At 73.2% G+C, this 25791-nt stretch carries 20 protein-coding genes; 9 read left to right on the top strand and 11 right to left on the bottom strand.

Translation table 11 applies throughout. The annotated features are described in order from the left end of the window. Positions 1-6: 6 nt before the first annotated feature. The 4 genes from ADL08_RS17305 to ADL08_RS17320 form a co-directional block, all read right to left on the bottom strand. Positions 7-1503, bottom strand: a complete 1497-nt coding sequence (locus ADL08_RS17305) for a beta-N-acetylhexosaminidase (RefSeq protein WP_053643884.1) — start codon at positions 1501-1503, stop codon at positions 7-9. A gap of 9 nt (positions 1504-1512) precedes the next feature. Beyond that, positions 1513-2262, bottom strand: coding sequence for a carbohydrate ABC transporter permease (locus ADL08_RS17310; protein WP_324610444.1), 750 nt, complete (start codon positions 2260-2262; stop codon positions 1513-1515). Positions 2263-2381: 119 nt separating this feature from the next. Further along, entirely contained in the window at positions 2382-3281 is a 900-nt protein-coding gene (locus tag ADL08_RS17315; RefSeq protein WP_234352164.1) for a carbohydrate ABC transporter permease, read from the bottom strand. Beyond that, positions 3278-4534 carry an extracellular solute-binding protein gene (locus tag ADL08_RS17320; RefSeq protein ID WP_053643888.1) on the bottom strand — a complete coding sequence of 419 codons (1257 nt, stop codon included), beginning with the start codon at positions 4532-4534 and terminating at the stop codon, positions 3278-3280. Before ADL08_RS17320 ends, ADL08_RS17315 begins: the two co-directional genes overlap by 4 nt. 245 nt (positions 4535-4779) lie before the next feature. Here ADL08_RS17320 and ADL08_RS17325 point away from each other — a divergent pair, with 245 nt between their 5' ends. The 4 genes from ADL08_RS17325 to ADL08_RS17340 all read left to right on the top strand — a co-directional run bounded on the left by ADL08_RS17325 (position 4780) and on the right by ADL08_RS17340 (position 8934). Then, positions 4780-5547, top strand: coding sequence for a GntR family transcriptional regulator (locus ADL08_RS17325; RefSeq protein ID WP_053643890.1), 768 nt, complete (start codon positions 4780-4782; stop codon positions 5545-5547). Continuing rightward, positions 5537-6346, top strand: a complete 810-nt coding sequence (locus ADL08_RS17330) for a GntR family transcriptional regulator (RefSeq protein ID WP_053643892.1) — start codon at positions 5537-5539, stop codon at positions 6344-6346. Before ADL08_RS17325 ends, ADL08_RS17330 begins: the two co-directional genes overlap by 11 nt. 85 nt (positions 6347-6431) lie before the next feature. Next, a complete protein-coding gene (locus ADL08_RS17335) occupies positions 6432-7454 on the top strand; it encodes a hypothetical protein (protein WP_053643895.1) in 1023 nt (340 codons plus the stop codon). 448 nt (positions 7455-7902) lie between these two features. Continuing rightward, positions 7903-8934: a terpene synthase family protein gene (locus tag ADL08_RS17340; protein ID WP_053643896.1), complete on the top strand. Its 1032-nt coding sequence runs from the start codon at positions 7903-7905 to the stop codon at positions 8932-8934. A 47-nt stretch (positions 8935-8981) separates the two neighbouring features. On the opposite strand, the gene ADL08_RS17345 is transcribed toward ADL08_RS17340, so the two are convergent. The 5 genes from ADL08_RS17345 to ADL08_RS17365 are packed head-to-tail and all read right to left on the bottom strand — an operon-like array spanning position 8982 to position 13277. Continuing rightward, entirely contained in the window at positions 8982-10436 is a 1455-nt protein-coding gene (locus tag ADL08_RS17345; RefSeq protein WP_053643898.1) for a cytochrome P450, read from the bottom strand. Continuing rightward, complete coding sequence (locus tag ADL08_RS17350; RefSeq protein WP_053643900.1) at positions 10433-11056, bottom strand: GTP-binding protein; 624 nt, start codon at positions 11054-11056, stop codon at positions 10433-10435. Before ADL08_RS17350 ends, ADL08_RS17345 begins: the two co-directional genes overlap by 4 nt. After that, on the bottom strand, positions 11037-11393 hold the full coding sequence (locus ADL08_RS17355) for a DUF742 domain-containing protein (RefSeq protein ID WP_053643902.1): 357 nt from the start codon (positions 11391-11393) through the stop codon (positions 11037-11039). Before ADL08_RS17355 ends, ADL08_RS17350 begins: the two co-directional genes overlap by 20 nt. Continuing rightward, positions 11390-11797 carry a roadblock/LC7 domain-containing protein gene (locus ADL08_RS17360; RefSeq protein ID WP_234352165.1) on the bottom strand — a complete coding sequence of 136 codons (408 nt, stop codon included), beginning with the start codon at positions 11795-11797 and terminating at the stop codon, positions 11390-11392. Before ADL08_RS17360 ends, ADL08_RS17355 begins: the two co-directional genes overlap by 4 nt. 1 nt (position 11798) lies before the next feature. Further along, on the bottom strand, positions 11799-13277 hold the full coding sequence (locus tag ADL08_RS17365; protein ID WP_063885308.1) for a sensor histidine kinase: 1479 nt from the start codon (positions 13275-13277) through the stop codon (positions 11799-11801). 673 nt (positions 13278-13950) lie between these two features. Between ADL08_RS17365 and ADL08_RS17370 the strand changes: the two genes are divergently transcribed. Beyond that, positions 13951-15117, top strand: coding sequence for a glycoside hydrolase family 64 protein (locus ADL08_RS17370; protein WP_420709624.1), 1167 nt, complete (start codon positions 13951-13953; stop codon positions 15115-15117). Between the two features lie 223 nt (positions 15118-15340). Here ADL08_RS17370 and ADL08_RS17375 read toward each other — a convergent pair whose 3' ends face one another. Then, the gene (locus ADL08_RS17375; protein WP_053643908.1) at positions 15341-17065 is read right to left on the bottom strand and encodes an acyl-CoA dehydrogenase family protein; all 1725 of its coding nucleotides are present in this window, start codon (positions 17063-17065) and stop codon (positions 15341-15343) included. A gap of 68 nt (positions 17066-17133) precedes the next feature. Further along, complete coding sequence (locus ADL08_RS17380; protein WP_053643910.1) at positions 17134-17697, bottom strand: PadR family transcriptional regulator; 564 nt, start codon at positions 17695-17697, stop codon at positions 17134-17136. Between the two features lie 151 nt (positions 17698-17848). Here ADL08_RS17380 and ADL08_RS17385 point away from each other — a divergent pair, with 151 nt between their 5' ends. The 4 genes from ADL08_RS17385 to ADL08_RS17400 all read left to right on the top strand — a co-directional run bounded on the left by ADL08_RS17385 (position 17849) and on the right by ADL08_RS17400 (position 25773). After that, positions 17849-19252, top strand: coding sequence for an MFS transporter (locus ADL08_RS17385; protein WP_053643929.1), 1404 nt, complete (start codon positions 17849-17851; stop codon positions 19250-19252). Next, positions 19242-20705, top strand: coding sequence for a pyridoxal phosphate-dependent decarboxylase family protein (locus ADL08_RS17390; RefSeq protein WP_053643912.1), 1464 nt, complete (start codon positions 19242-19244; stop codon positions 20703-20705). Before ADL08_RS17385 ends, ADL08_RS17390 begins: the two co-directional genes overlap by 11 nt. Positions 20706-20884: 179 nt before the next feature. Next, positions 20885-24103: a penicillin acylase family protein gene (locus ADL08_RS17395; RefSeq protein ID WP_234352166.1), complete on the top strand. Its 3219-nt coding sequence runs from the start codon at positions 20885-20887 to the stop codon at positions 24101-24103. A gap of 83 nt (positions 24104-24186) precedes the next feature. Beyond that, positions 24187-25773: an MFS transporter gene (locus ADL08_RS17400; protein ID WP_053643915.1), complete on the top strand. Its 1587-nt coding sequence runs from the start codon at positions 24187-24189 to the stop codon at positions 25771-25773. Positions 25774-25791: the final 18 nt, after the last annotated feature.

Consider the following 25791-nt stretch of genomic DNA (forward strand, 5'->3'; position numbering starts at 1 on the left):
CTCTCCTCAGAGGTGGGGGACGGGGGTTGCGGTGGAGAGACGGCGCGGCACCCCGAGGGCGTCGAGCCGGGTCCTGTGGTGGCGCAGGCGCTCCTGGAAGCCGGTCCAGTCGTGGCGGCCGGTCCAGACGACCTCCGCGAGGGCGCAGAGCCGGGGGAAGGTGAGGTACTCGGCGTGCGCGGCGGTGGGGACGTACTCGGTCCACAGCTGGACCTGGGAGCCGAGGACCCGGGCGGCCTCCTCGGGGCTCCAGTCGGCCGGGGCCGGGTCGTTGCCGTGGACGGTCCGCAGGTCGACGACCTCGCCGGCCTGGCCGGGCGGCTCGGCGGGGCTGGCGGACTGGGGGTAGTCGAGGTAGGTGGTGCGGTGGGGCGCCATGACGACCTGGTGGCCGCGGCGGACGGCGGTGCGGCCGTGGTCGGAGTCGCGCCAGGGCATGACGGTGAAGTACGGGGGCAGGTCGGCGCCGTTCTCGGTCCAGCTGAGCGGCCGGCGGCCGGCCCGCAGGAGGTGGCTCCCGACCTGCTCCATGAACCAGCCGTGCAGGGCGTCGGGTCCGGGGAGGCCCTCCTCGGCGACCCGCCGGAGCGCGTCCGGGGAGGTGTGCCACTCGGTGGTGGGGCACTCCTCGCCGCCGATGTGGACGTACGGGGAGGGGAAGACGTCCATCACCTCGTCCAGGACCGTGCGGCAGAAGTCCAGGGCCGTGTCGTGGACGCCGAGGATGGTGTCGCACACGCCCCACCGGTCCCACACGTCGTAGCTGCGGCCCGGGGTGTTGCCGAGCTCGGGGTGGGCGGCGAGGGCGGCGCGGACGTGGCCGGGCATCTCGATCTCGGGCACGACGGTGATGCCGCGCTCCGCCGCGTACGCGACCAGACCGGTGAGTTCGGCGCGGGTGTAGGCGCCGCCGTGGGGCGCTCCGCCGATCTCGGTGAGGCGGGGCAGGGCGGCGACCGGCATGCGCCAGCCCTGGTCGTCGGTGAGGTGGAGGTGGAGGACGTTGAGCTTGTGGAGGGCGAGGAGGTCGACGTACCGGCGCAGGTAGGAGACGGGGCGGAAGCGGCGGGCGACGTCGAGCATGGAGCCGCGCCAGGGGAAGCGGGGGGTGTCGGTGATCTGCACGCAGGGCACGGTCCACGCGACGCCGCCGACGGGTTCTCCGGCGAGCGCTTCGACGGGCAGGAGCTGGCGGAGCGTCTGGACGCCGGCGAGGAGGCCCTGGGGGCGGGCGGCCCGGAGCAGGACGCCCTCGGCGCCGACGGTGAGGCCGTAGCCCTCCTCGCCGAGGCCGGTGAGGGCGGGGTCGAGGGCCAGGACGACGGCGCCGTCCGGGCGGGCGGGCAGCGGCAGGCCGGTGGCCGGGCCGAGCAGGGTGCGCAGCAGCCGGGCGGCGCCCTCGGCGCCGGGGGTGACCCTGAGCGCGGTCGCGGCGTCGAAGGTGAAGCGGCCGGGCAGCGGCGAGAGGTGGGTGGGTTCGGGGACGAGACGGGGCGGGGGCATCGCGGTGCGTTATCCCTTCACGGCTCCGCCGGTCATTCCGGCGGCGACCCGGCCCTGCAGGACCAGGAAGAGGACGAGGACGGGCAGGGCGAAGAGCGTGGAGGCGGCCATGGTGGCGCCCCAGTCGGTGCCGAAGACGTTGGAGAAGGAGGAGAGCCACACGGGCAGGGTGCGGTCGTCCTGGTTCTTGATGATGAGCATGTTGGCGAAGGCGAACTCGTTCCAGGCGGTGATGAATCCGAAGAGCGAGGTCGCGAGGAGGCCGGGGGCGAGCAGCGGGAGGGTCACCCGGCGGAAGGCGGCGGCCCGGGTGCAGCCGTCGACCTGCGCGGCCTCCTCCAGCTCGGCCGGGACGGCGGCCAGGAAGGAGCGGAGGGTGACGACGGTGAAGGGCAGGGTGATCATGAAGTAGATCAGGCTGAGGGTCACGAGCCGGTCGAGCAGGCCGGCGTCCCGGGCGATGACGTACATCGGGATCAGCAGCGCCTCCCAGGGGGCCATCTGGGCGATGAACACCATGAGGAGGAAGGCGCGTCGGCCGCGCCAGCGCATCCGGGCGACGGCGAAGGCGGCGGCGAGGGCCACGACCAGGGCGAGCAGGACGCAACCGGCGGTCACGAGGAGGCTGTTGCGCCAGAAGATCCAGAAGCCGTCCGCCGCGACGGCGTGTTCGAAGTGCTCCAGGGTGACGGAGACGGGCAGGAAGCCGGGGGTCTCGGACTGGATGTCGCGGGTGGGCCGGAAGGCGGTGAGGACCATCCAGTACACCGGGAAGACGGCCAGGAGGAAGACGATCACGGCGGCGGTGTTCAGGGGGAGCCGCCGCAGGGCGCGCGGGGCCGCCGGCCGGTGTCCCCCCGGAGCGGGGCGTGCGGGGGTCACCGGTCGGCCTCCTGTCGGAGCAGCTGGCGGAAGTAGGCGATCAGGACGGTCACGAGGATGAGGACGGTGAGGGTGGAGACGGCCGCCCCGAGGTCGTAGCGGTGCAGGGACTGCGCCACCCGGTAGGCGTAGACCGGCAGGGTGGTCGTCGCCTCGCCGGGGCCACCCTTGGTGACGGCCCAGATCTGGGCGAAGCAGCGGAAGACCCAGATGACTTCGAGGCAGAGGACCAGGCCGAAGACCGGCCGCAGGATGGGCAGGGTGACCGAGCGGAAGATCCGTCCGGCGCCGGCCCCGTCGAGCCGGGCCGACTCGTACAGCTCGGCGGGGACGGTCAGGAGCGCCGAGTGCAGGGTGATGGCGACGAAGGGGACCGACTGCCAGACCACGAGCAGGACCAGGACGGTGAAGGCGGCGGGGCCGTCGGCCAGCCACGAGTAGCCCTCGAAGGACTCGAACCCGAGCCGGACGAGCACCCAGTTGACCACGCCCAGGCGGGAGGCGAAGAGCCACTGGAAGACGGTCGTGGTGGCGATGACCGGGCTGGCCCAGGCGAGGACGAGGCCGCTGGTCACCAGGATCCGCATGAGCCGGCCGAGCCGCTGCATCATCAGGGCGACCAGGGTGCCGATCACCATGATCAGGACGACGTTGACCAGGGTCCACCAGAGGGTGCGCCGAACGACCTCCCAGAACACGGGGTCGGCCAGGACGGTCCGGTAGTTGTCGAGCCCCGTGAACCCGGCGCCGCCGCGGATGAGTTCCCCCATGCCGTACTCCTGGAAGGAGATCAGCAGGTTGCGGACGAGGGGGTAGCCGAGGAGGAGCGCTCCGCCGAGGACGGTCGGGGCGACGAGGAGGTAGGGCCACAGGGCCGGCCCGCGGGGGCGTCTCACGGGCCGAGGGTCCTCGTGATGCTCTCGGACGCGGTGCGCGCCGCGGCGGCGGGGTCGGTGCCGGTGAGGACGGCGGTCATGTACTGCTTGATCGGGTTGGTGGCCTCGACGGCCGCCCACTGCGGGGAGTTGGGGGTCGCCCGGCCCTGTGCGGAGCCGGCGGCCATGACGGCCGTGCCCTCGTCGTCCTGGACGACCCGGGCGAGGGAGGTGCGGTTGGGGACGTAGCTCATCGTCCTGGCCATGTCCGTCTGCCACTTCTCGCCCGCCAGCGCCTTGACCACCCGGTAGGCGGCGTCGGGGTGGGTGGAGGCCTCGGGGACGATGAAGTCGGAGCCGCCGGTGAAGACCGCGCCGGGCTTGCCGGCCGTGCGGCCGGGGATGGGGAAGAAGGCCAGCTTGCCCTTGAGGGCGGGGTTGATCTCCTCGACGATCTTCGCGCCGCCGGGGACGGCGACGATCTGGGCGACGTCGCCCTTGGCGAAGACCTCGGCCTGCGGGGGCTTGGACTCGTCGGCGTCCTTGGGTCCCTTGCCGAGGGCCTGGAGCTTCCGGTAGAAGTCCATGCCGGCGAGGGCCTGCGGGGTGTCGAGCGCGCCCTTCCACTTGTCGCCGTCCCGGACGGCGAGGTCGCCGCCGGCCTCCCAGACGAAGCCGGAGAGGGTGTACCAGTTCTGGCCGGGGAGGTAGATGCCCTGGGTCCCGCCCTTGTTGAGCTTCGCGGTGGCGGCGAGCCATTCGTCCTGGGTCTTCGGCGGGGTGACGCCGGCCGCGGCGAAGAGGTCCTTGTGGTAGATCACGACGCGGCTGGCCCCGTACCAGGGGACGCCGTACTGCTTGCCGTCGATCTTCCCGGGCTCGGCGAGTCCGGGCAGCCAGTCGGCGCCGCCCAGTTCGGCGACCTTGTCGCTGAGGTCGCGCACACCGCCGCTGGCGGCGTACTGGGCGACCTGGGTGTTGCCGACCTCGATGACGTCGGGGGCGTCCTTGCTGGCGAGGGCGGCCGTGACCTTCTCGCCGATGCCGTCCCACTCCTGGATCTGGATGTCGAGGTCGATGTCCTCGTGCTCCGCCTCGAAGCCGGCGCGGAAGCGGTCGAGGAAGGCATCGGTGACGCTGTCCTTCATGATCCAGACGGTGACCTTCTCCGGCCCTCCGACGGCCTTCGGGTCGTCCGAGCCGCTACAGGCCGTGGCGGCGAGCGCGACGGCCACCGCGAGGGCGGTGGTTCTGCTGAGGGGACGGATCTTCACGGGCACCTCGCTGCGTGGTTGACCAATTGGTCAAGTGGTCAGGTGTGTGAGCAGAAGGTGGCACGGACCGTTCTGGCCGTCAATCCCCCGGAAAACATGTGCCGTTCACTCGACGACAGGTCAACTCGTCGGGTTACCATCGGTCTTACCAGTTGACCAGTCAGGATCAGTGGATCAGCCGGAGTCAGCGGATCAGCCGGGGTCGGTCGAGCGGTCAGGGAGAACGGCGTGTCAGGGAGAGCGGCATGAAGGACGGCTCCTCCAGCGGAGTGCTGAAGCGGGAGCGGGTGCGGGAGCACCTCCTCGGCCTGATCGAGGCGGGCGGACCGGGCGATCCCATCCCGTCGGAGCGCACCCTCTGCGCCGCCCTCGGCGTCTCACGGCCCACCCTGCGCGCGGCCGTCGACGAGCTCGTCGCCACGGGCGCGCTCGTACGGGAGCACGGCCGCGGCATGTTCGTCGCCCCCGCCAAGATCGTGCAGCAACTCGCCCCGGACGAGGCGGCCTTCGCGGTCCCCCGGGCGTCGGGCACCTGGTCCAGCACCGTCCTGGAGTCCGCCACGATCCGGGCCGGCGCCCGCATCGGCCGCCGCCTCCGCCTCTCCCCCGCCGCCGAGCTGCTCTACGTCGCCCGGCTCCGGCTCGTCGACGGCTCGCCCATGGCCATCGAGCACCTGCACATCCCGGCGGACCTCGTCGGCGCCGCGCTCACCCCGGAGGAGCTGGAGGCGGGCGACCTCTACGACCACCTGCGGGAGCACCACCGGGTCCGGGTCAAGGAGGCGACCCAGTCGATCGAGCCGACCGTCGTCAGCGAGGACGAGGCCGCGCTCCTGGACGTCCCCGTCCTCTCCCCCGCGCTCCTGATCGAGCGCCTCACCCTCGACACGGCCGGTCGGCCCGTCGAGTACGTCCACTCGGTCTACCGGGGCGACCGCTACCGCATCGTCTCCCGCCTCGACTTCACCCGCGACGGCGTCGTGACCTCCTCCACCGAGGGGGATGCATACTGACCCGCGACGGACGGCACGGCGGGGAGGGGCGGGCGTGGAGCTCAAGCGGGAACGGGTACGGGAGCACCTGCTGACCGTGATCGACGGCCGCCGCCCCGGCGACGCCATCCCCTCGGAGCGCACCCTCTGCGCCGCCCTGGGCGTCTCGCGGCCCACGCTCCGCGCGGCCGTCGACGAGCTGGTGGCGACGGGCCTGCTGGTGCGGGAGCACGGCCGGGGGATGTTCGTCGCGCCCGACAAGGTCACCCAGGAGCTGGTCGCCGAGGACCGGACGGCGGGCGCGCCCCGGAGCCGGGGCGACTGGACGAGCACGGTGCTCGACCTGCGCACGGTACGGGCCGGGGCCCGGATCGGCCGGAGGCTCGCGGTCTCCCCGGCGGCGGAGCTGGTGCACGTGACCCGCCTCCGGCACGTCGACGGCGCCCCGATCGCCCTGGAGCACCTGTACGTCCCCGCCGACCTGGTCCCCGGCCTCACGGCCGCCGACATGGAGGGCGGGTTCTACGCCCATCTGCGCGAGCGGCGCGGCATCCGCACGGCCCACGCGGTCCAGTCCATCGAGCCGACCGTCCTGAGCGAGGAGGAGGCCGCCCTCCTCGACGTCCCGGTCCTCTCCCCCGCCCTGCTCTTCGACCGGACCACCTCGGACACGACCGGCCGCCCCGTCGAGTACGTCCGCTCCCTCTACCGGGGCGACCGCTACCGCATCGTCTCCCGCCTGGCCCTGGACACCCGCCTGCCCGACCCTCCGGCGCCGGGGGCGGGGCGGACGGGGGCGTGGTGGGGGACGGTGGAGTGACCGGCGCGAACCGGGCCCCCGGTCGCGGCCGGCCCCGCCGGAGGCGCTCGGCGGCCGTGACCGTCGAGCGCCTAGAGTCACGTCCATGACGAGGACCACACCCCCGCGTCCCCTCGACGTCGAGGCGCTCTTCCCGGAACTGGCCGCCTTCCGGGGGACGACGACCCGGCTCCACCCGCGGCCGGGCACCCCGGACCCCTCGGTCAGCTCGGTGGGCGGTCCCCTGCTGTGGCCCGCGGACGAGCCGTGGCCGGTGTGCGACGAGGCGCACGGCCGCGGGCGCGGGCGGCGCCCGGCCGACATCCGCCGCCACCGGCGGGTCCTGGACGCCGCGTGGGCCCGCGACCCGGCTTCCGGCCCGACGGACGAGGAACGCGAACTCCTGGACGAGCTGGGCCGGAGGCACCGGATCCCCGGGGCGTCCGAGACCGATCCGCTGCCGCTGATCGGCCTGGCGCAGTTGTACCGGCGGGACGTCCCCGACCTGCCGGCGGGGCCGCGCGACTGCGATCTGCTCCAGGTCTTCTGGTGCCCCTTCGACGCGCACGGCCCGAGCCGCCACGGCCTGGGGCTGCACCTGCGCTGGCGGCGGTCGTGGGAGGTCGGCGAGGTCCTGACCGCGCCGCCGCAGCCCCTGGTCGTCGGGTCCGAGGGCTTCGTGCCCGAGCCCTGCGTACTGCACCCGGAGCAGGTGGTCACGTATCCGTTCGCGGGCCTTCTGCCCGAGGACCTGTGCGCCCGGATCGACGCCTGGGACGAAGCCCGCGAAGAGGAGGCGGAGGACGACGGCGCGGAGGCCCCGCCCGGCTACCAGTACGACCTGTCCGTCCCGCCCGGCTGGCGCGCGGGCGGCTTCGCCTCCTGGCACGCGACCGACCCGTATCCCGTGGACTGCGCGGCCTGCGCGACGCCGATGCGCCTGCTGCTGACCGTCGACAGCTCGGAGTGGGACGGCGGCAGCGGCAGCTGGAGGCCGCTGGAGGACGAGGACCGTCCCCCGCACGGTGACGCCACTCCCACCCGGGTGACCGTGGGCCGCTGGGGCGAGCTCAACGTGTTCGCCTGCCCCGGGGACCCCGGCCACCCGCACCGCTGGAGCATCCAGTAGCCCTCCGCACGCGCCACGGCGCGTAGCCGAAAAGCGCTGGGCGCCGGCGGTCGCCGGGGGCTTCGCGGGTGCGCGTTCCCCGGCCTCGACGGCCCGGTGAGAGGTGGCGTCCGGTGCGGGCGGGAGGAGAGCGGTCGCCTCCGTGGATGCCACGTGAGGGGCGGTGGAGCGATCGTTTCCGCTCGCGGTTCATGGAATGTGCACGGGAAGGACCGTTCCGTTCCGGGAGGGAACCTGTTCTGATGGATGGTCAGCAACTGTTGGGTGATTGCCGGCCGTTCGCGGCGGGCAGGTTTGGAGAGTTGCGGGGCGGGCACTGTCCCGCCCCGCCGCCGGGGCGGTCGTCTTCACGCACGGGCGCGCGCGGCGCACCGCTTCCTTCAGGCAGGCCGCCCGCATGGTGGTCCGCACGCCGTGGCGGGCCGAGGAGAGAAGGAGGTCGGTCCCCGTGACCGTGCGCACCGTCGAACTCCCGCGACTCTGGATGCCCCACCCGCTGCGGGTGAACCCGTACCTGTCGAACCTGCACGAGGAGAGCGAGACCTGGGCGCGCGAGATGGGCATGCTGGAGGGGTACGGAGAGCTGCCCGGCCAGCGGCCCATATGGTCCCGGGCCAAGTTCCACGCCATGACCGTCGACCAGTTGACCGCCTGGACCCTCCCCGACGCCTCGCTGCCCGCCCTCCGGCTCAACCACCGGTTCAACATATGGGCGCTGGCCTGGGACGACCACTTCGCCTCCGCGTTCAAGCAGACCGGTGACCTGCCCGGCGCCCGGCTCTTCACCACCCGGCTGCACGCCTTCCTGCGGCCCGAGCCCGACGCCCGGCTGCCGGAGCCGGTGAACGCCGTCGAGCGGGGCATCGCCGATCTGCAGCAGCACCTCTTCCCGCCGGGGCTGGCGCACTGGCGGCACGACTTCAACCGGGCCCTGGCGAGGTACGTGGACGCGGGGGTCGAGGAGCTGGCCAACAGCCGCAGCGGCCGCGTCCCCCACCTGATCGACTACGCCCCGTTCCGGCGGGAGAGCTTCGCCGCCCACACCGCCCCCTACTCCGTCGAGCTGGCGACCGGCGCGCGCGTACCCGAGCAGATCCGGCACAGCCGGACCGTCCGCGCGCTCCTCGACGCCTTCATGGACTTCATGGGGCTCGCGAACGACATCGCCTCCTACGAGCGGGAGGTCCACGAGGAGAACGACGTCAACAACCTGGTCGTGGTCGTCGGGACGTCCCTCGGCATCGCCCTCCACGACGCCGTGCCCGCCGCCCTGAACCTGGTGAACGCCCGGCTGCGGGACTTCGAGCACCTCAGGCAGAGCGAGGTGCCGCTGCTCGTGCGGCGCGCCGGGCTCGACCCGGACGAGCGGGCCGGGCTGGAGGCGTGGCTCCGGGGGGCCTGCGGGTTCCTCTCCGGGATCCACGCCTGGTACACCGGCGCGCCCCGCTACACCTCCTCGGACGTTTCGTTCCCGGAGTGACGGCGGCGGGGGTACGCCCCCCGCCGCCGTCACCGGGGCGGGCGGGCCTACCCCTTGCGCAGCAGGCGCTTCACGCGCGTCCACCACGAGGCGCGGGCCCCGGGCCGGTGCGTCGCCCCGGGCACGCTCGCCGGCACCGCCGGCACCGGCGGCACCGGCGGCACCCCGTCGCTCTGGACGGGCGGGGGCGGGAGCGGAGCCGGGTCGTCGTGGGCCCGGGGAAGGCGCGGGGAGAAGCTCACGGGCAGCGCCGTCAGGTGCCGGGCCCAGGTGCTGGAGCGCCAGGTGAGGCTCTCCTCCGGGACCGACAGGACGACGTCGGGCAGCCGGGTGAGCAGGATGTCGATGCCGGCGTCGGCGATGATGCGGCCGATGTCCTGGCCGGGGCACTCGTGCGTACCGGCGCTGAAGGACAGGTGCGCCCGGTTGTGGTGCACGGGGGCCGAGGGGTCCGGGCGGATGGCCTGGTCGACGTTCCCGGCGGCCAGGCCGAGGAGGAGCATGTCCCCCGCCTTGATCTCCCGTCCGCCGAGGGTGGTGTCGCTGTTGGCCCAGCGCCCCGGGCAGACCATCAGCGGCGGCTCGTCCCAGAGGACCTGCTCCACCGCCTCGGGCAGGGTCATCTGGCCGCCGGCCAGCGAACCGCGGAACCGGGGGTCGGTGAGGACCATCCGCAGGACGTTGGACATGAGGTTGGCGGTCGTCTCGTACCCGGCGAGCAGGATGAGGCGCAGGTGGTGCTGGACCTCCTCGTCCGTGAGGCCGGCGGGGTGGGCCATCAGCGCGGAGGCGATGTCGTGCCCCGGGTGGGCGCGCTTGGCGGTGACGAGCCGTTCGAGGCTCTCCAGGACGAAGGCGTTGCTGGCGAGCGACGTCTCGGTGGCCTTGAAGAGGTCCCGGGCGGCGTGCACGAGTGCGGGCGCCTCCTCGTCCGACATGCCGAGGAGGTGGATGAGGGTGAGCATGGGCAGGTGCTCGGTGAACTGCCCGACCAGCTCCGCCTCCCCCTTCTCGCAGAACCCGTCGATCACCTGGTGGGCGAAGCGGGTGATGTGGCGGCGCACCCCCCGGTGGTCGAACTGGCTGAGGCCGGCCGTGACCGCGCCGCGCAGCCGCTGGTGCTCCTCGCCGTCCGCGCAGACGCAGTCGGGGCGCCAGCCGATCATCGGCATGAGCGGCGAGGTGGCGGGGTCGATCTCCCCGCTGCGCCAGCCGTGCCAGACGCGGGGGTCGCGGGAGAACTGGGTCGGGCGGCTGGCCACGTCGCGGTTCTCCAGGTACCCCAGGACGAGCCAGGCGCGCACGTCCCCGTCGAGCAGGACGGGCGCCACCGGGCCGTGGGCGGCCCGCAGTTCCTCGTACAGGCCCATGGGGTCCGTCGCCGCCGCCTCGCCGTAGAGCCGGGTCGTTCCGTCGGTTCCGGTGGCGGCGTGGGCCGGGCAGCCGGGGGGCGGGATCCGGCCCGCCTGCGCGGTGGCCTGTTCGGCGGGTGGGAAGGTCATGCGGTCTCCTGGGCGGCGACGAGGGTGTGCAGGTAGTCCATCAGCGAGAGCAGGGCGTCGCGGCAGGACGCCCGGTCCCGTGCGTCGCAGGCGACGAGGGGCACGGATTCGCCGAGGGCCAGGGCGGCGCGCAGCTCCTCCACGGGGTACTGCGGGGCTTCCGGGAAGGTGTTGACGGCGACGACGAAGGGGACGCGGCGGTCCTCCAGGCGGGTGATGACCTCGAAGCACACCTCGATCCTGCGCGTGTCGACGAGGACCACGGCGCCGAGCGCCCCTTCGAAGATGCCGTTCCACAGGAACCAGAAGCGCTCCTGCCCGGGGGTGCCGAACAGGTAGAGGACCAGCTCCTGGTTGATGCTGATCCGTCCGAAGTCCAGCGCGACGGTCGTGGTGTTCTTGCCCTCGGCGCCGGGATTGTGGTCGATCCCGACGCCCGCCTGCGTCATGGTCTCCTCGGTGGTCAGGGGCGGGATCTCGCTCACCGCCCCGACCATGGTCGTCTTGCCGACGCCGAAGCCGCCGACGATCACGACCTTGACGCCCCTGGCGCTGTGCGGCAGCAGCACGTCGGTGCCGCGCGGGCCGGGAACGAGGGTGTCAGAGCTTGCGTAGTCCATGGATCACCGCCTCCAGTAGGCCGCGTTCGGGATAGGCCGCCACCGGCACGGGCGCGATGGCCTCGACCCGCTCGTTCTCGACGAGCTTGGAGAGCAGCACGGTGACGACGCTGAACGGAAGGCTGAGGTACGCCGAGACCTCGGCCACCGAGAGCGGGTAGGCGCACATGGTGAGGATGGACGCCTGCTCGGGTTGCATCGAGGGGTCGGGCGTGTCCCTCGCCACGATGAGGGTGACCAGGTTGAAGCCCTTGGCCGAGGAACCGGAGCCGCCGGTGATGACGTAGAGCGGAACGGGGTTGCCTTCATTCCAGGGGTCCGGGTTCTCCGATGTCACATCGCCTGCCTGACGTCCTGCCGGGGCGGGCTGGTCATGTGCTGGCCGATCCGCGCCACCAGCGTCCGCATGCGGTCGCCGAGCAGTCCGGCGTCCACCTCCTGGTCGGCGAGGACCGCGAGGTAGGCGCCGGGGCCGGCCGCCATCAGGGAGAAGTACCCGCCGTCGGCCTCGATGCCGACCATCCGCGTCGAGCCGTCGCCGTGCGGGAACATCTGCGCGATGGCCCGGGCCAGGCTCTGGATGCCGGAGCAGGCGGCGGCGATGGCGTCGGCGGTGTCGGGCGCCGTGTTCGCCTGGCCGATGCTCAGGCCGTCCGCCGAGAGGACGACCACGTGGCGCACGAAGGGAACGCTGCTGACGAGCTCCGTGAGCATCCAGTCCATATTGGGCAGTGGCTGCATGTTACTCGACCTCATCTGAAGGCTCGCTGGGGAAGGGGGAAGGGTCGGCGGCCGCTCTCTTCTCGCCGTTGAACGCCTCCCACATCAGGCCCGGCTGGGGGGAGGGTCGGGAGGAGGCCGGCGTGGCGGGGGGCGTGGGGCCCGTCACCACGACCGGGATCGGGACGGGCGACTCGCGCCGCCGCTGCGGGAGGCCGTTGGGGGCCTTCCTGACCTCGCCGTTCTCCAGGGCGGGCGCGGGCGTCGGCGCGGGCATCGGCGCGGGCGCGGGCGGGGGCGTCGGGGCGGGCACCGGCGCGGTCCTGGTCGGGCCGCCCGCGGGGCGGACCTGGCCGCCCATGGTCCGGCCCGGTCCGGCCGCGCGCCTCCGGGCGAAGTCGTTGTGCCGCGCGGGGGGCTGGGGCATGGTGGTGATCAGCCGCCTGGGGACGAGCACCACGGCCCGTACGCCTCCGTAGGCGGAGGTGCGCAGGTGGACCTCGCAGCCGTGCTCGCGGGCGAGGCGGCTGACGACGGGCAGGCCGAGCTGCGTCACCTCGCCCAGGCTCGCCAGCTGGATGGTCCGCTGCGACTGCGCCATGACGCGCTCGACGCGCTGGCGGACCTCCTCGGTGAGGCCGACGCCCCGGTCCTCGATCTCGATCGCGACGCCGGAGGGCACCTCGTTCGCGGTGACCTCCACCGGGGCGTGCGGGGGCGAGAACGACGTGGCGTTGTCGAGCAGTTCGGCGAGCAGGTGCATCAGCGGCTCGGAGCCGGGGCCGACCACGGCCACCTCCGCCACCGCCTGCAGCTTGACGCGGGGGTAGTCCACGATGCGCGACATGGCGCCGCGCAGGATGTCGTAGAGCGGGATCGACTTCGACCACTGGCGTCCGGGGCGGGCGTCGCCCAGGACGGCGATGCTGGCCGCGAGGCGGCCGATCAGGGCGTTGCGGTGGTCGACGTCCTGGAGGCCCCGGGAGACCACGATGTCGTTGCCGTGGAGGATCTGCATGGCGTGCAGGTCCTTGGCGAGCTGGTGCACGATCGCCTGGACGCGGCGCGCGACCGCCACGAGCGCCCGCTGGGAGGCGTCCCGGGTGTGCTCCTCGGCCTCCACCGCCTCCAGGAGGGTCCGCAGGGCCCCCTTGAGCGCTTCGGTGAACTCCTTGTCGAGGTGCTTCCCGAAGTCGACGGCGCGCAGGATCTCCGAGGCGGGGTCGCCCCTCTTCAGCCGGGCGACGGCCGCGGGCAGGAGCTCCTCGGCGAGCCAGACGGTGGTGGCCCGCTGGTCGGCGAGCCGGCCGAGCAGGGCGGCCTCGCGCTGCTCGTAGTACTTCGCGGCCTCGGCGCTCGCCCGTTTGTGGCGGGCGGCCTCCGCCGCGCGCAGCCGGCGCGCGGTCCCGGCCGAGGCGAGGGACGTCAGGAGGACCGCGGCGAGACCGCACCAGGCGACCGGTGTCCGTATCTGTGCAGGGGAAAGGAGGAGCGCCGCCACCGAGGCTCCCGCCAGAACTCCCGGGGGGAGGAGCCATTCCCGGACGACCGGAGTCGGCCGGGCTCTGGAAATCGAACCTGCACGAACCATCAGGAGGGTCCCTAAGAAGTCTGGAATGAGCGGACCGTGGGGATGCGGTGCGCCGAAGGGGACGAATTCGGACTTCATTCGGGCATGTGTACGCGTGCTCCGATGAAAACCCGACGGGCGGAAACCCGGGGGTCGCTCCGGAAATCGCGCCGTCGGGCGCTTTCCTTCGCGGCCTTGCTCCGTCCGCGCGCTCACGGCGTTCATGACTCGCTGTGAGCGCAGCGCAACACACCGGTGAGCATAGTCAGTTCGGGTTCGCCGTGTGCCCGCGGCGAAAGGAGGACCTCCACCGGTCATTCCGGTCACATAAAGCGACCGGCGGCCGTACCTGAAATGCAATAAACCGATCAAATTCTGTCGCCCGATCATCGGGGCACCGGAGGAGGGCGCCCCGCCGAGCACCGTCGGATCCGCCGCGGCCATTGACAGGTTCACTCCACCCTCCCATCCTTGAGAGCGCTCTCAAGCGCACTTCCACGAGCGTGATCCCCCCTGGATTCCCCCCACACGGAGTCCCCCCACCTCCGAGGAGCCCCCCGTGTCCGCACGTCACAGGCGCACACGCGTCCGACTCGTCCCCCTCCTGGTCGCCGCCGCCCTGACAGGCACCGGCGTCACCGTCGCCGTCTCCTCCGACCCCGTCGAGGCCGCCGTCCCCGCGACCATCCCGCTCACCTTCACGAACAACTCCGGTCGCGGAGAGCAGGTGTACGTCTACAACCTCGGCACCGAGCTCTCGACGGGCCGGCAGGGATGGGCGGACGCGAACGGAACCTTCCACCCCTGGCCGGCCGGGGGCTCCGTCCCCGTCCCCGCGCCCGACGCGTCCATCGCCGGTCCGGCCAACGGGCGGTCGATGACGATCCGGCTGCCGAAGTTCTCGGGCCGCGTCTACTTCAGCTACGGCCAGAAGCTGAACTTCAAGCTGGCGACGGGCGGGCTCGTGCAGCCCGCCGTCCAGAACCCGAGCGACCCCAACCGGAACATCCTCTTCAACTGGTCCGAGTACACCCTCAACGACGCGGGCATCTGGCTCAACAGCACCCAGGTCGACATGGTCTCGGCGCCGTACTCCGTCGGCGTCAAGCGCCCCAACGGCTCCGTCGCGAACACCGGACGCCTCAAGCCCGGCGGCTACCGGGGCTTCTTCGACGCGCTGCGCGCCCAGCCCGGCGGCTGGGGCGGCCTGATCCAGACCCGCTCCGACGGCACGGTGCTGCGCGCGCTCGCGCCGGGCCACGGCATCGAGGCGGGCGGACTGCCGGCGGGGGCGATGAACGACTACGTCAACCGCGTCTGGAGCAAGTACTCCACGTCGACCCTGACCGTGACGCCCTTCGCGAACCAGCCCTCCGTGAAGTACTACGGGCGGGTCTCGGGCAACGTCATGAACTTCACCAACGGGTCGGGCCAGGTCGTCACCTCGTTCCAGAAGCCCGACTCGGACAGCGTCTTCGGCTGCTACAAGCACCTGGACGCCCCGAACGACCAGGTGCGCGGCCCGATCTCCCGCACGCTCTGCGCCGGTTACAACCGCTCCACCCTGCTCACCAACCCCAACCAGCCGGACGCCTCCTCGGCCGGCTTCTACAAGGACGCGGTGACCAACCACTACTCCCGCGCGATCCACGAGCGGATGGTGGACGGCAAGGCGTACGGCTTCGCCTTCGACGACGTCGGCGCGCACGAGTCGCTGGTGCACGACGGCAGCCCGCAGCAGGCGTACGTGACGCTCGACCCGTTCGACTAGGGGATGTCCGGTGCGTGCTGTCGGCACGCCGGGCGGAAGCGCTCGTAGGGGACGTACTCGGGCTTCCGCCCGGTGGGGCGAGAGTGCGTGCCGGGTTCCGTGGGCGCCGTGCGGGACCTTCCGGACACCCCCTGGGTCGTACCCCGCGAACGGCGGAAGCCCGCACGGCCACCCGGGGAGGGCGGTCGTGCGGGCTTCCGCGCGGCGGGCGGGGCCGCCGGGGTCAGGGCGTCATCTCGTACGCGCCGGACAGCGCCTCGACGCGCTGCCAGACGCGGCCCGAGCGCGCCTCGTCGACGACGGGGCGCCGGACCGCGCCGAGCGCCCAGAGCTGCTGCTGCTCGGTCGCGGAGTCCTTGCCGTGCAGCTCGACCGCGTGCGCGGAGAAGTCGCGGACGAGGACGGCGAACAGCTCGTCGAGGACGTCCTCGTCGAGGCCGGTCAGGGCGGCCTGCTCCAGGACCAGCTGCCCGTGGACGACGAGCGCGAAGAGCTGGCCGACGGCGAGCAGCAGGTCGAGGTCGCGGCCCTGCTGCTCGTCGGGGGCGGCCTTGAGGACGAACTCGCAGAGTGCGTCGGCCTGTTCGCGGAAGCGGGCGACGTTGGACACGTGGGCGTACGCGTCGTAGGCGGCGCGCCAGTCGTGGAAGCGGACCGAGCCGAGGCCGCGGGCCGGGCCCTGGCGGAAGAGGAAGGCGTCGTCGGCCGCGTCGAGACGGGTCGGGACGGGCTCGTGGGCGACCGGGTCGAGGAGGTGGTTGCGCAGGAACTTGAGGATCAGCGCCAGGTTGACGTGGACGGTGCCCTCCAGCTTCGGCAGGCCCCGGATCTCCACGGCCGCCTCGGCGAAGTAGGTGTCCTTCTCGAAGCCCTTGGCGGCGATGACGTCCCACATCAGGTCGATGACCTTCTCGCCCTCCGTGGTCACCTTCATCTTCGTCATCGGGTTGAAGAGGAGGTAGCGGCGGTCCTCGGGACCGGCGGTGCGGAAGTAGTCGACGGCCCGGTCGCTGAACAGCTTCATGCCGACGAGCCGGACGTACGCGTCGGTCAGCTCGCGCCGCACGTGCGGGAAGGCGGTGACGGGGCGGCCGTACAGGATCCGGTTCTGCGCGTGGGTGACGGCCTCGTACATCGCGTGCTCGCAGATGCCGATGGAGGCGGTGCACAGGTTGAACTTGCCGACGTTGACCGTGTTGAGGGCGGCGTCGAAGGCGGCGCGGCCGGTGTGCAGGACGTCCTCGGCGGCGACCGGGTAGTCCTCCAGGCGGAACTCGCTGACGTACTTCGAGGAGTCGACGACGTTCTTCACGAGGTGGTACGCCGGGTGGCGGCTGTCGGCGGCGAAGAAGACGTAGCCGTCGGGGCCCTCGACGTCGGTGCGGCGGCCGAAGACGGAGACGAGCCCGGCGGCGTTGCCGTTGCCGATGTAGTACTTGGAGCCGGTGGCGCGGAAGCCTCCCTCTCCGTCCGGCGTGAGCAGCATGTCCGTGGAGTAGATGTCGGCGCCGTGGGTCCTCTCCGAGAGGCCGAAGGCGAACACCTCCCCCTGCGCGAGGAGTTCGGCCGCGCGGGCGCGGGCGGCGGCGTTGTCGCTCTGCCAGACCGGGCCCAGGCCGAGGATGGTGACCTGCCAGGCGTACCAGTAGTCGAGGCCGTAGAAGCCGAGGATCTCGTTGAGGGCGGCGATGCGGGCGGTGTCCCAGCGCTTGTCGCCCTCGTCCTCGCCCGCGGCGGAGGACGGGGTGAGGAAGGTGGCGAAGAGGCCCTCCTCGGCGGCGAAGGCGAGGAAGTCGCCGAGCCAGGCGCGGGTCCGGTAGTCCTCGATGAGCCGGCGCTTGCCGCGCGCCTCGAACCAGTCGACGGTGGCGCGCAGGAGGCGGCGGGTCTCCGGGTCGAAGTGCTCCGGGTCGTAGGTGTGCGGGTTGAACAGCAGCGGGTCGGCCATGACGTCCGCCTTTCCGGCTCGGGTGAGGGTGGTGGTGGGAGGTGCGGGGGGCGGGGCGGCCCCCGGGTTCAGCGTTCGGCCCCGAAGCGGGCGAGGGTGGCGAGGACGTCGTCGAGCCAGGCGATCATCATCCGCTCGTACGCGATGCCGCCCCGCAGCACGACGTGCTGGAGTTCGCGCTCCGCGTCGAGCGGGCCGTCGACCGTCCGTCCCGGCTCCCCGAAGTCGCGCGTCTCGCCCGCGAGGTAGTGGGCGAGGCGGTCCGTGTGCGCCTTCCGGTGCCGCTCGACCTCGCCGGTCAGCGCGGCCGGGTCGTCGAAGGCGGCGCCCCGGATCTTCACCGCGAGGTCGTGCCGCACGCTCTCGGGTTCGATCGGCTCGCCCAGCCACGCGGAGAGCGCGTCCCGGCCCGGCCCCGCGACGGAGTACTCCTTCTTGTCCGGGCGCCCCTGCTGCGGCACGTCCCGGACGTCGATCCAGCCGTCGCTCTCCATGCGCTTGAGCACGCGGTAGATCTGCTGGTGGGTGGCGGTCCAGAAGTACCCGATGGACCGCTCGAAGCGCCGGGCCAGCTCGTAGCCGGATCCGGGCTTCTCCAGCAGGGACACGAGGATCGCGTGGTCGAGCGCCATGCACCCGATCTTGCTATGCAACGAGTTGCATAGCAAGGCCGTCCGGGGCCGGTGAGACGCGGCTCACCCCCGGATCCGCGGCCCCGGAGTTCACATCCACGTCACACCCGGCTCTTGCCGCCCGCTCGAACGGTCGTTCATGATCTGCGCCATGCCAGCAGACGTCAGCGCCACTCCCGGGCCGGTCCCGCCCCTGCCGCGCCGGGTGCGCGTCGGGTACGGGCTCGGCTCCCTGTGCACCGGCACCTTCGCCACCGTGCCCGGACTGATCCTCCTGTACTACCTGACCGACGTCCTGGCCGTGCCCGCCGCCGTCGCCGGTCTCGCGGTGTTCCTGCCCAAGGCGTGGGACGTCCTCGTCAACCCGTTCGTCGGCGCCCTCTCCGACCGCAGCCGGCTGCGCGGCGGACCGCGCCGACCGTTCCTGCTCCTCGGGGCGTGCACGCTCCCGCCGCTCTTCGCGCTGGTCTTCGCCGCGCCGGCGCTGCGGGGAGCGGCCGCCGCCGGGTACGTGGCCGTCCTGTTCCTGCTCGCCGCCACCGCGTACGCCGTCTTCCAGGTGCCGTACGTGACGATGCCCGCCGAGATGACGGAGGACCCCGCCGAGCGCGGCCGGGTCCTCGGCTGGCGCGTCGGGTTCCTCGGCGTCGCGATCCTGCTCTCCGGCGCGCTGGCCCCCGCGATCGCCCACGCCGGCGGGGACGGCCCGGCGGGCTACCGGCTGATGGGGGTCGCCGTCGCCGTCCTGCTCGCCGTGGGCATGTTCGGGGCGTGGTTCACCACCCGGTGGGCGCCGGTGGCGGCCCGCGGCGAGGCCGAGCCGTCGCTGCGGGCGCAGCTGGCCGCCGCCCGCTCGAACCGCCCGTTCCTCTTCCTGGCGGGCATGTGGACGCTCCAGGCCCTCGCGGTCGGCGTGATGCTCGCCGGGGTCCAGTACTTCGCCACGTACACCCTGGGCTCGCCGACCGCCGTCACCCCGCTCTTCGCCGGTCTGATCGGCCCGCTCGTCCTCGTCACGCCGCTGTGGACCCGGCTCGCGCGCCGCTCCGGCGCGAGGACGGCCCAGTGGGGCGCGTCGCTGCTCTTTACCGGCGGCGCGCTGCTGCTCGCCCTCACCCCGGTGGCCGGGCCGGCCGTCGGGTACGGCGCGGTGGCCGTCATCGGCGTCGCCTACGCGGGGCTCCAGCTCCTTCCGCTGACCATGCTCGCGGACACCCTGGCCGCCGACGCGGTCCGCACGGGCCGACAGCGTGCGGCGACCTTCACCGGTCTGTGGACGGCCGCCGAGACGCTGGCCTTCGCCCTGGGCGCGGGGGCGTTCGCGCTCGTCCTGGCCGTGACCGGGTTCCGCTCGTCCGACGCGGAGCACCGGGTGGCCCAGCCGGAGGCGGCGCTCACCGGCATCTCCCTCGGCACGGGCCTGCTGCCCGCCGCCCTGTCCGCCGCGAGCCTGTGGCTGCTGCACCGCTACCGCGAGGCCCCCTCCGAAGCCGTACCCGCCGTACCCGAACAGGCTGCCCCGCAGCAGGAAGTGAAGGCCCGTCGTGCCGACTGACCCCGTCGTCCCCGCCCGTTCCGCCGCCGAGGTCCTCGCCGAGCTGCGCGGGCTCCGGGAGGCCGACGCGCCCACCCGGGGCGGACGGACCTTCGCCTACGTGTACGACGCCGGGATCGAGGGCCTCGACGAGCTGGCGGCCGCCGCGTACACGGCCTTCGCCACCGTCAACGGCCTCGACCCGACCGTCTTCCCGAGCGTGGCGCGCCTGGAGAACGACGTGGTGGGGGCCGTCGCCGCGCTGCTCGGCGCGCCCGGCGCCCAGGGCACCTTCACCAGCGGCGGCACGGAGAGCATCCTGCTCGCGGTCAAGACGGCCCGCGACCACGCGCGCGCGGAGCGCGGGGTGACGGCCCCCGAGCTCGTGCTCCCCTCCACCGCGCACGCCGCGTTCCACAAGGCCGCGCACTACCTGGGCCTGGAGCCGGTCGTCGTCCCCGTCGACCCGGTCACCTTCCGCGCCGACGCCGGCGCGATCGCCGGGGCGGTCACGGACCGCACCGCGCTGGTGGTGGCCTCGGCCCCCTCGTACGCGCACGGCGTGATCGACCCGGTGGCGGAGATCGCGGCGGCCGCCGCCGGGCGGGGCGTGCTCTGCCACGTCGACGCCTGCATCGGCGGCTGGCTCCTCCCCCACCTGCGGCGCGCCGGGCGGAAGGTCGAGCCCTTCGACCTGTCGGTGCCCGGGGTGACCTCGCTCTCCGTCGACCTGCACAAGTACGGGTACGCCGACAAGGGCGCCTCCGTCGTCCTGTACCGGGACGCCGGGCTGCGGCGCCACCAGTACTTCGCGCACGCCGGCTGGCCCGGGTACCCGGTGGTCAACCCCACGGTCCAGGGCACCAAGTCCGGCGGTCTGCTGGCCCAGGCGTGGGCCGTCCTGCGGTACGTCGGCGAGGACGGCTACACGGCTCTGGCCGGGCGGGTCGCCGAGGCCTCGGACCGGCTCCTGGCCGGTCTGCGGGCGGTGCCGGGGGTGCGGGTCCTCGGCGACCCGGCCGCCGGGCTCGTCTCCTTCACCGTCCTGGACGGCGCGGACCAGCCGGACCTGAGCCTGCTGCTGCACCTGGCCGACGAGCTGCGGATCCTCGGCTGGTACCTCCAGCCCCAGCTCTCCTTCGACGGCCTGCCGCCCAACCTCCACCTCACGCTGACCCCGGCCACCGTCGGCCAGGTGGACGCCCTGGTCGAGGACCTGGGGACGGCGCTCGGCTCCGCCCGCGCGCTGCCTCCCGTGACGGCCGACCCGGCGCTCGTCGGCTTCGCCGCGCGGCTCGATCCGGCGGCGCTCGGACCGGACGAGATAGCCGCCGTGCTGGCCTTCGCGGGGCTCGACGGCGACGGGGGCCTGCCCTCCCGCACGGCGCCGGTGCTCGCCCTGCTCGACGCGATGCCGGGGCCGCTGAAGGAGCGGCTCCTCGCGGAGTTCGTCGGGTCGGTCTTCCGGGTCTGACACCACGTCACTTCCCTTGCGTGGCAAGGAGACAGGGGTCACGTGATCCTCATGTGACGGGCGTGTTGCAGTCGTACGGCCAACCCCGTCCGGGGACTCCTGGTGGGACGCGCGGGGCACTACTGTTCCCGCGCGCCCCCCACGATGCGTTCCTGTATCCCTTCGCTGAAGAGGCCACGGTGATCCCTCCCCCTGCCCCCGCCCCCTCCTCGCCGCGCCGCCGGCCGAGACTCCGCACGGCCCTCGTCACGCTGCTCGCGGCGGCCGCCCTCCTCGCCCCGCCGGCCGTCGCCGCCCCGGCACGGGCGGCCGCCGGGGTCGATCCCCTCCCCGTCGCCGGGGACCCCTGCCTCGGGCAGTGCCAGGACATCCTCCCTGCCGGGCAGAACGGCCACGCCACGCTGGCGGGGATCCTGCTGCACCAGACCGTGGGCACCCGCCCCAAGCACTCCGCCGACCAGATCGAGCCGTACGACAACCTGCTCCACGAGTACTCCGGCCTGACGGCCGACCAGCTCGCCGCCTACTTCAACGACGCCTCCCTGGGCGTGCCGGCCGGGCAGGTGGAGAGCGTCACGTCACCGCGCGCGGACGTCACGATCACCCGTGACAAGACGACCGGCACCCCGCACATCAAGGGGACGACCCGGGCGGGGACCGAGTTCGGCGCCGGGTACGCGGCCGGCGAGGACAAGCTGTGGCTGATGGACGTCCTGCGGCACGTGGGACGCGGTGAGCTGTCGTCGTTCGCGGGCGGCGCCGCGGGCAACCGCGCCCTGGAGCAGAGCCTGTGGGCGGTCGCCCCGTACACCGAGGCCGACCTCGCCGCCCAGCTGGAGCGCGTGCGCGCCTCGGGCCCCAGGGGCGCGCAGGCGCACGAGGACATCCGCGACTACGTGGCCGGCGTCAACAAGTGGATCGACGACACGCTGGGGGCGAACTCCTATCCCGGCGAGTACGAACTGACCGGCCACGGGAAGAGGATCGCGTACTTCACCGCGACGGACGTGGTGGCCATCGCCTCCGTCGTCGGCGCGATCTTCGGCGGGGGCGGCGGGGGCGAGGTCGAGAACGCCCTGGCCCGGCTGGAGTTCCGGCAGCGCTACGGGACGGCGGCCGGTGACGCCGCGTACACCGCGTGGCGGGCGCAGAACGACACGGAGGCGGTGACGACCCAGCACGCCGGCACCTACCCGTACGCGGTCTCCCCGCCCTCGCCGACCGGGGTCGCGGCCCCCGACCGGGGCACGGTCCGGGCCTTCGCCCACGCGCGGAACGGCACGGGGACGGGCACGACCGCGGCCGCCGCCACGGGCGCGGAGGGGGTCCTGCCCGCCGACCTGATCACCGCGAGGAAGGGCATGTCCAACGCCCTCGTGGTGTCCGGCGCGCACACCGCCTCCGGGCACCCCGTCGCCGTCTACGGGCCCCAGACCGGTTACTACGCCCCGCAGTTGCTCATGGTGCAGGAGCTGGACGGTCCCGGGCTGCGCGCCCGCGGCGCCTCGTTCCCCGGGCTCAGCTTCTACGTGGAGATCGGCCGCGGCCTCGACTACTCCTGGAGCGCGACCTCCGCCAACCAGGACATCACCGACACCTTCGCGGTCGAGCTGTGCGAGCCCTCGGGCGCCACGCCGACCACGGAGTCCGCGCACTACCTGCTGCGCGGGGCGTGCACCCCCTTCGAGACGCTGGCGAAGCGCAACAGCTGGTCGCCGACCACGGCGGACCCGACGGCGGCCGGGGCGTACGACCTCGTCGCCCGGCGGAGCGCGTACGGGATCGTCACCCACACGGGGACGGTGGGCGGCAGGCCGGTGGCGTTCACCGCGCTGCGCTCCACCTACCACCACGAGCTGGACTCGGTGGTCGGCTTCCAGCGGTTCAACGACCCGGCGGAGATCACCTCCGCGCAGACGTTCCAGAACGCGGCGCGGGACGTCGGCTACACCTTCAACTGGTTCTACGCGGACGCCGACCACACCGCCTACTACAACTCGGGCGTCAACCCGGTGCGGGCCGCGAACACCGATCCCGACCAGCCGATCCTGGCCCGCACCGGGTACGAGTGGCGGAACTGGGACCCGGTCGCCAACACCTCGGACGTCACCCCGCCCTCGGAGCACCCGCAGTCGGTGGACCAGGACTACTACGTCAGCTGGAACAACAAGCAGGCGAAGGGCTTCGCCTCGGAGTGGGGCAACGGCGCGGTGCACCGGGCCGACCTCCTCGACACCCGGGTCGCCGCCCTCGTCGCGGCGGGCGGCGTCACCCGCACCGCGCTCGTGAAGGCCATGGAGGAGGCCGCCACCGTCGACCTGCGTGCCGAGCGGGTGCTGCCCGAACTGCTCGACGTCATCGGCACCGCGCCGGTCGCCGACCCGGAGCAGGCCGCGGCGGTGGCGAAGCTGCGGGCCTGGCTGGCGGCCGGTTCCCAGCGCCGGGAGACCGCGAAGGGGTCGCGCGTCTACGCCCACGCCGACGCGATCCGGATCCTGGACGCCTGGTGGCCGCTGCTCGTCGAGGGCGCCTTCACACCCGCCCTGGGCACCGACCTCTACCGGGCCCTGACCGCCGTCGCCCCGGTCAACGAGTCGCCGTCGGGCGGCCAGAACGGCGGCGGCCCGGGCGGCTCGGGCATCGCGGCGGGCGAGGCCCACAAGGGGTCGGCGTTCCAGCACGGCTGGTGGTCGTACGTCGACAAGGACCTGCGGTCGGTGCTCGGCCGGACCGTGGGCAGCCCGCTCGACCGGACGTACTGCGGCGCCGGATCGGTGACCGAGTGCCGCCGGATCCTGCTCGCCGCGCTCGGCGCGGCGACGGCGGCCCCGGCGAGCGCCGTCTACCCCGCGGACAAGTACTGCGGCGCAGGCGAGCAGGTGTGCGCCGACTCGATCGCGCACCGGGCGATGGGCGGCATCACCGTGCCCCGCATCGCGTGGCAGAACCGGCCCACCTACCAGCAGGTGGTGGAGTTCCCGGCCCGCCGCACGGACGCCCTGGCGAATCTCGCCGCCGGCGCGACCGCCACGGCCTCCGACCACCAGGACGCGGTCGTCGTCTCGTACCCGCCGCGGAAGGCGGTCGACCAGGACCCGTCCACGCGGTGGGCGAGCAGAACGGTGGCGACGGCGTGGATCACCGTGGACCTGGGGGCGGTCCGCCGGGTCGGCCGGGTGACGCTCGACTGGTCGGAGCAGTACGCGCGGAGGTACCGGATCGAGGTGTCGGCGGACAACGCGTCCTGGCGGACGGTCCACACGACGACGGCGGGCCGGGGCGGCGTGGAGAACCGCGCCTTCGCCGCGGGGGACGCCCGCTACGTGCGGATCACGTGCCTGGAGCGGGCCACGGACAACCGGTACTCGCTGAACGAGATCGGCGTCCACGGACGCTGAGCGGAAGCCGGGCCCGGTCCGACGGGACCGGGCCCGCGACGGCTCGGCATGCACACCCGGGGGTCCGGGGCGACCATCGAGGTATGGCTGGTAACTCCACGGCCACGCGGGCCGGCACTGCCGCCTCGCGTGCGCCCCGCCAGAAACTGGCGCTCGCGGCCATGCTCTTCGCGGTGTCGATGACGTTCATCGACCAGACGATCGTCTCGATCGCCGCGCCGAACATCACGGCCGAGCTGGACCTCTCCGCCACCGGGATGCAGTGGGTCGTCAACGCCTATCTGCTCTCCCTCGCCGCGTTCTTCGCGCTCGGCGGGCGGCTCTCCGACATCTTCGGGCACCGCCGGGTCATGCTGATCGGCACCCTGCTCTTCGTCGTCTCGTCGGCCCTCTGCGGCTGCGTGCCGTCCGGGGACGCCGCGCTGACCTGGCTGATCGTCTTCCGCTCCACCCAGGGCCTGGGGGCCGCGCTGATGTTCCCGGCGGCGCTCGCCGTGGTCATCGCGGTCTTCCCGGTGGAGCGGCGCGGCCGGGCGCTCGCCCTCTTCTTCGGGCTCTCCGGCGCCCTGACCGCCATCGGCCCGCTGCTCGGCGGCTGGCTGACCGCCTGGACCTGGCGGGCGATCTTCTGGGTGAACGTGCCGGTCGCCGTCGTCGCGATCGTGCTCACCGTGCTCGCCCGGGTCCCCGAGAGCCGCCGCCGCGAACGCCTCGACGTCGTCGGCGCCGTCCTGGTCGCCGTCGGCATGGGGCTCGGGGTGCTGGGCTTCCAGCAGGCGTCGTCCTGGGGCTGGGGCAGCGTCGCGACCTGGGCCTGCGTCGTGGGCGGCGCGGTGGTCCTGGTGCTGTTCCACGGTTACGAGCGGCGCACCGCGCAGCCGCTGATCAACTTCGACGTCTTCCGGGACCGGGCGTTCACGGTCGACAGCCTCGTGCTGTTCTTCGCGATGCTCGCCTTCGTGCCGGTGTTCTTCTTCGCCTCGGTGTACGCCCAGGTGTCGCTGAGCGCCTCGCCGAACCAGGCCGCGCTGTTCCTGCTGTACTTCTTCATCGGCTTCGGCATCGCCTCCCAGTGGGGCGGCAAGATCCTCGACAAGCGGGGCGCCCGCCCGGCCATGAAGATCGGCTGCGCGCTCGGCGCGGTCGGCTTCTACCTGTGGGCCCAGAAGCTGACCGACCTGTCGATGCACGACCAGTGGCCGTACGCGGCCATGGCGGGCGCCGGCATCGGGTTCCTGCTCGCCCCGGCCTCCACCGACGCCGTCAACCGCTCCATCGGCGCCTCGTACGGCGAGGTCACCGGCATCACCCAGACCGTCCGCAACTACGCGGCGGCCATCGGCATGGCCGTCTTCAGCACCGTCCTCGCGCACGTCTCCGCGAACCGGATCACCGACACGCTCACCGAGCGCGGTCTGCCGCCGGCCGAGGCGGAGGCGACGGCCGGGAGGGTCGCGGAGGCGGTCACCGGCCATCCGGACGGCCGGGCGCCCACCGGGGACGGGCCCGTCGCCGAGGCGCTGCGGGGCGCCGGGGACGCGATCCGGATGGACTTCGCCGAGGCGAACCAGTGGGTCTTCTACGGCATGGCGATCGCGCTGGCCGTGGCCTTCCTCCTCGCCCTCGCGCACCCGGGGACGCGGGTCACCGAGAAGCCCCCGGAGGACTGAGGTCCGCTCTCCCCCGGC

It is taken from the genome of Streptomyces sp. NRRL F-6492 (assembly GCF_001280125.1).
Lineage (GTDB): Bacteria > Actinomycetota > Actinomycetes > Streptomycetales > Streptomycetaceae > Streptomyces.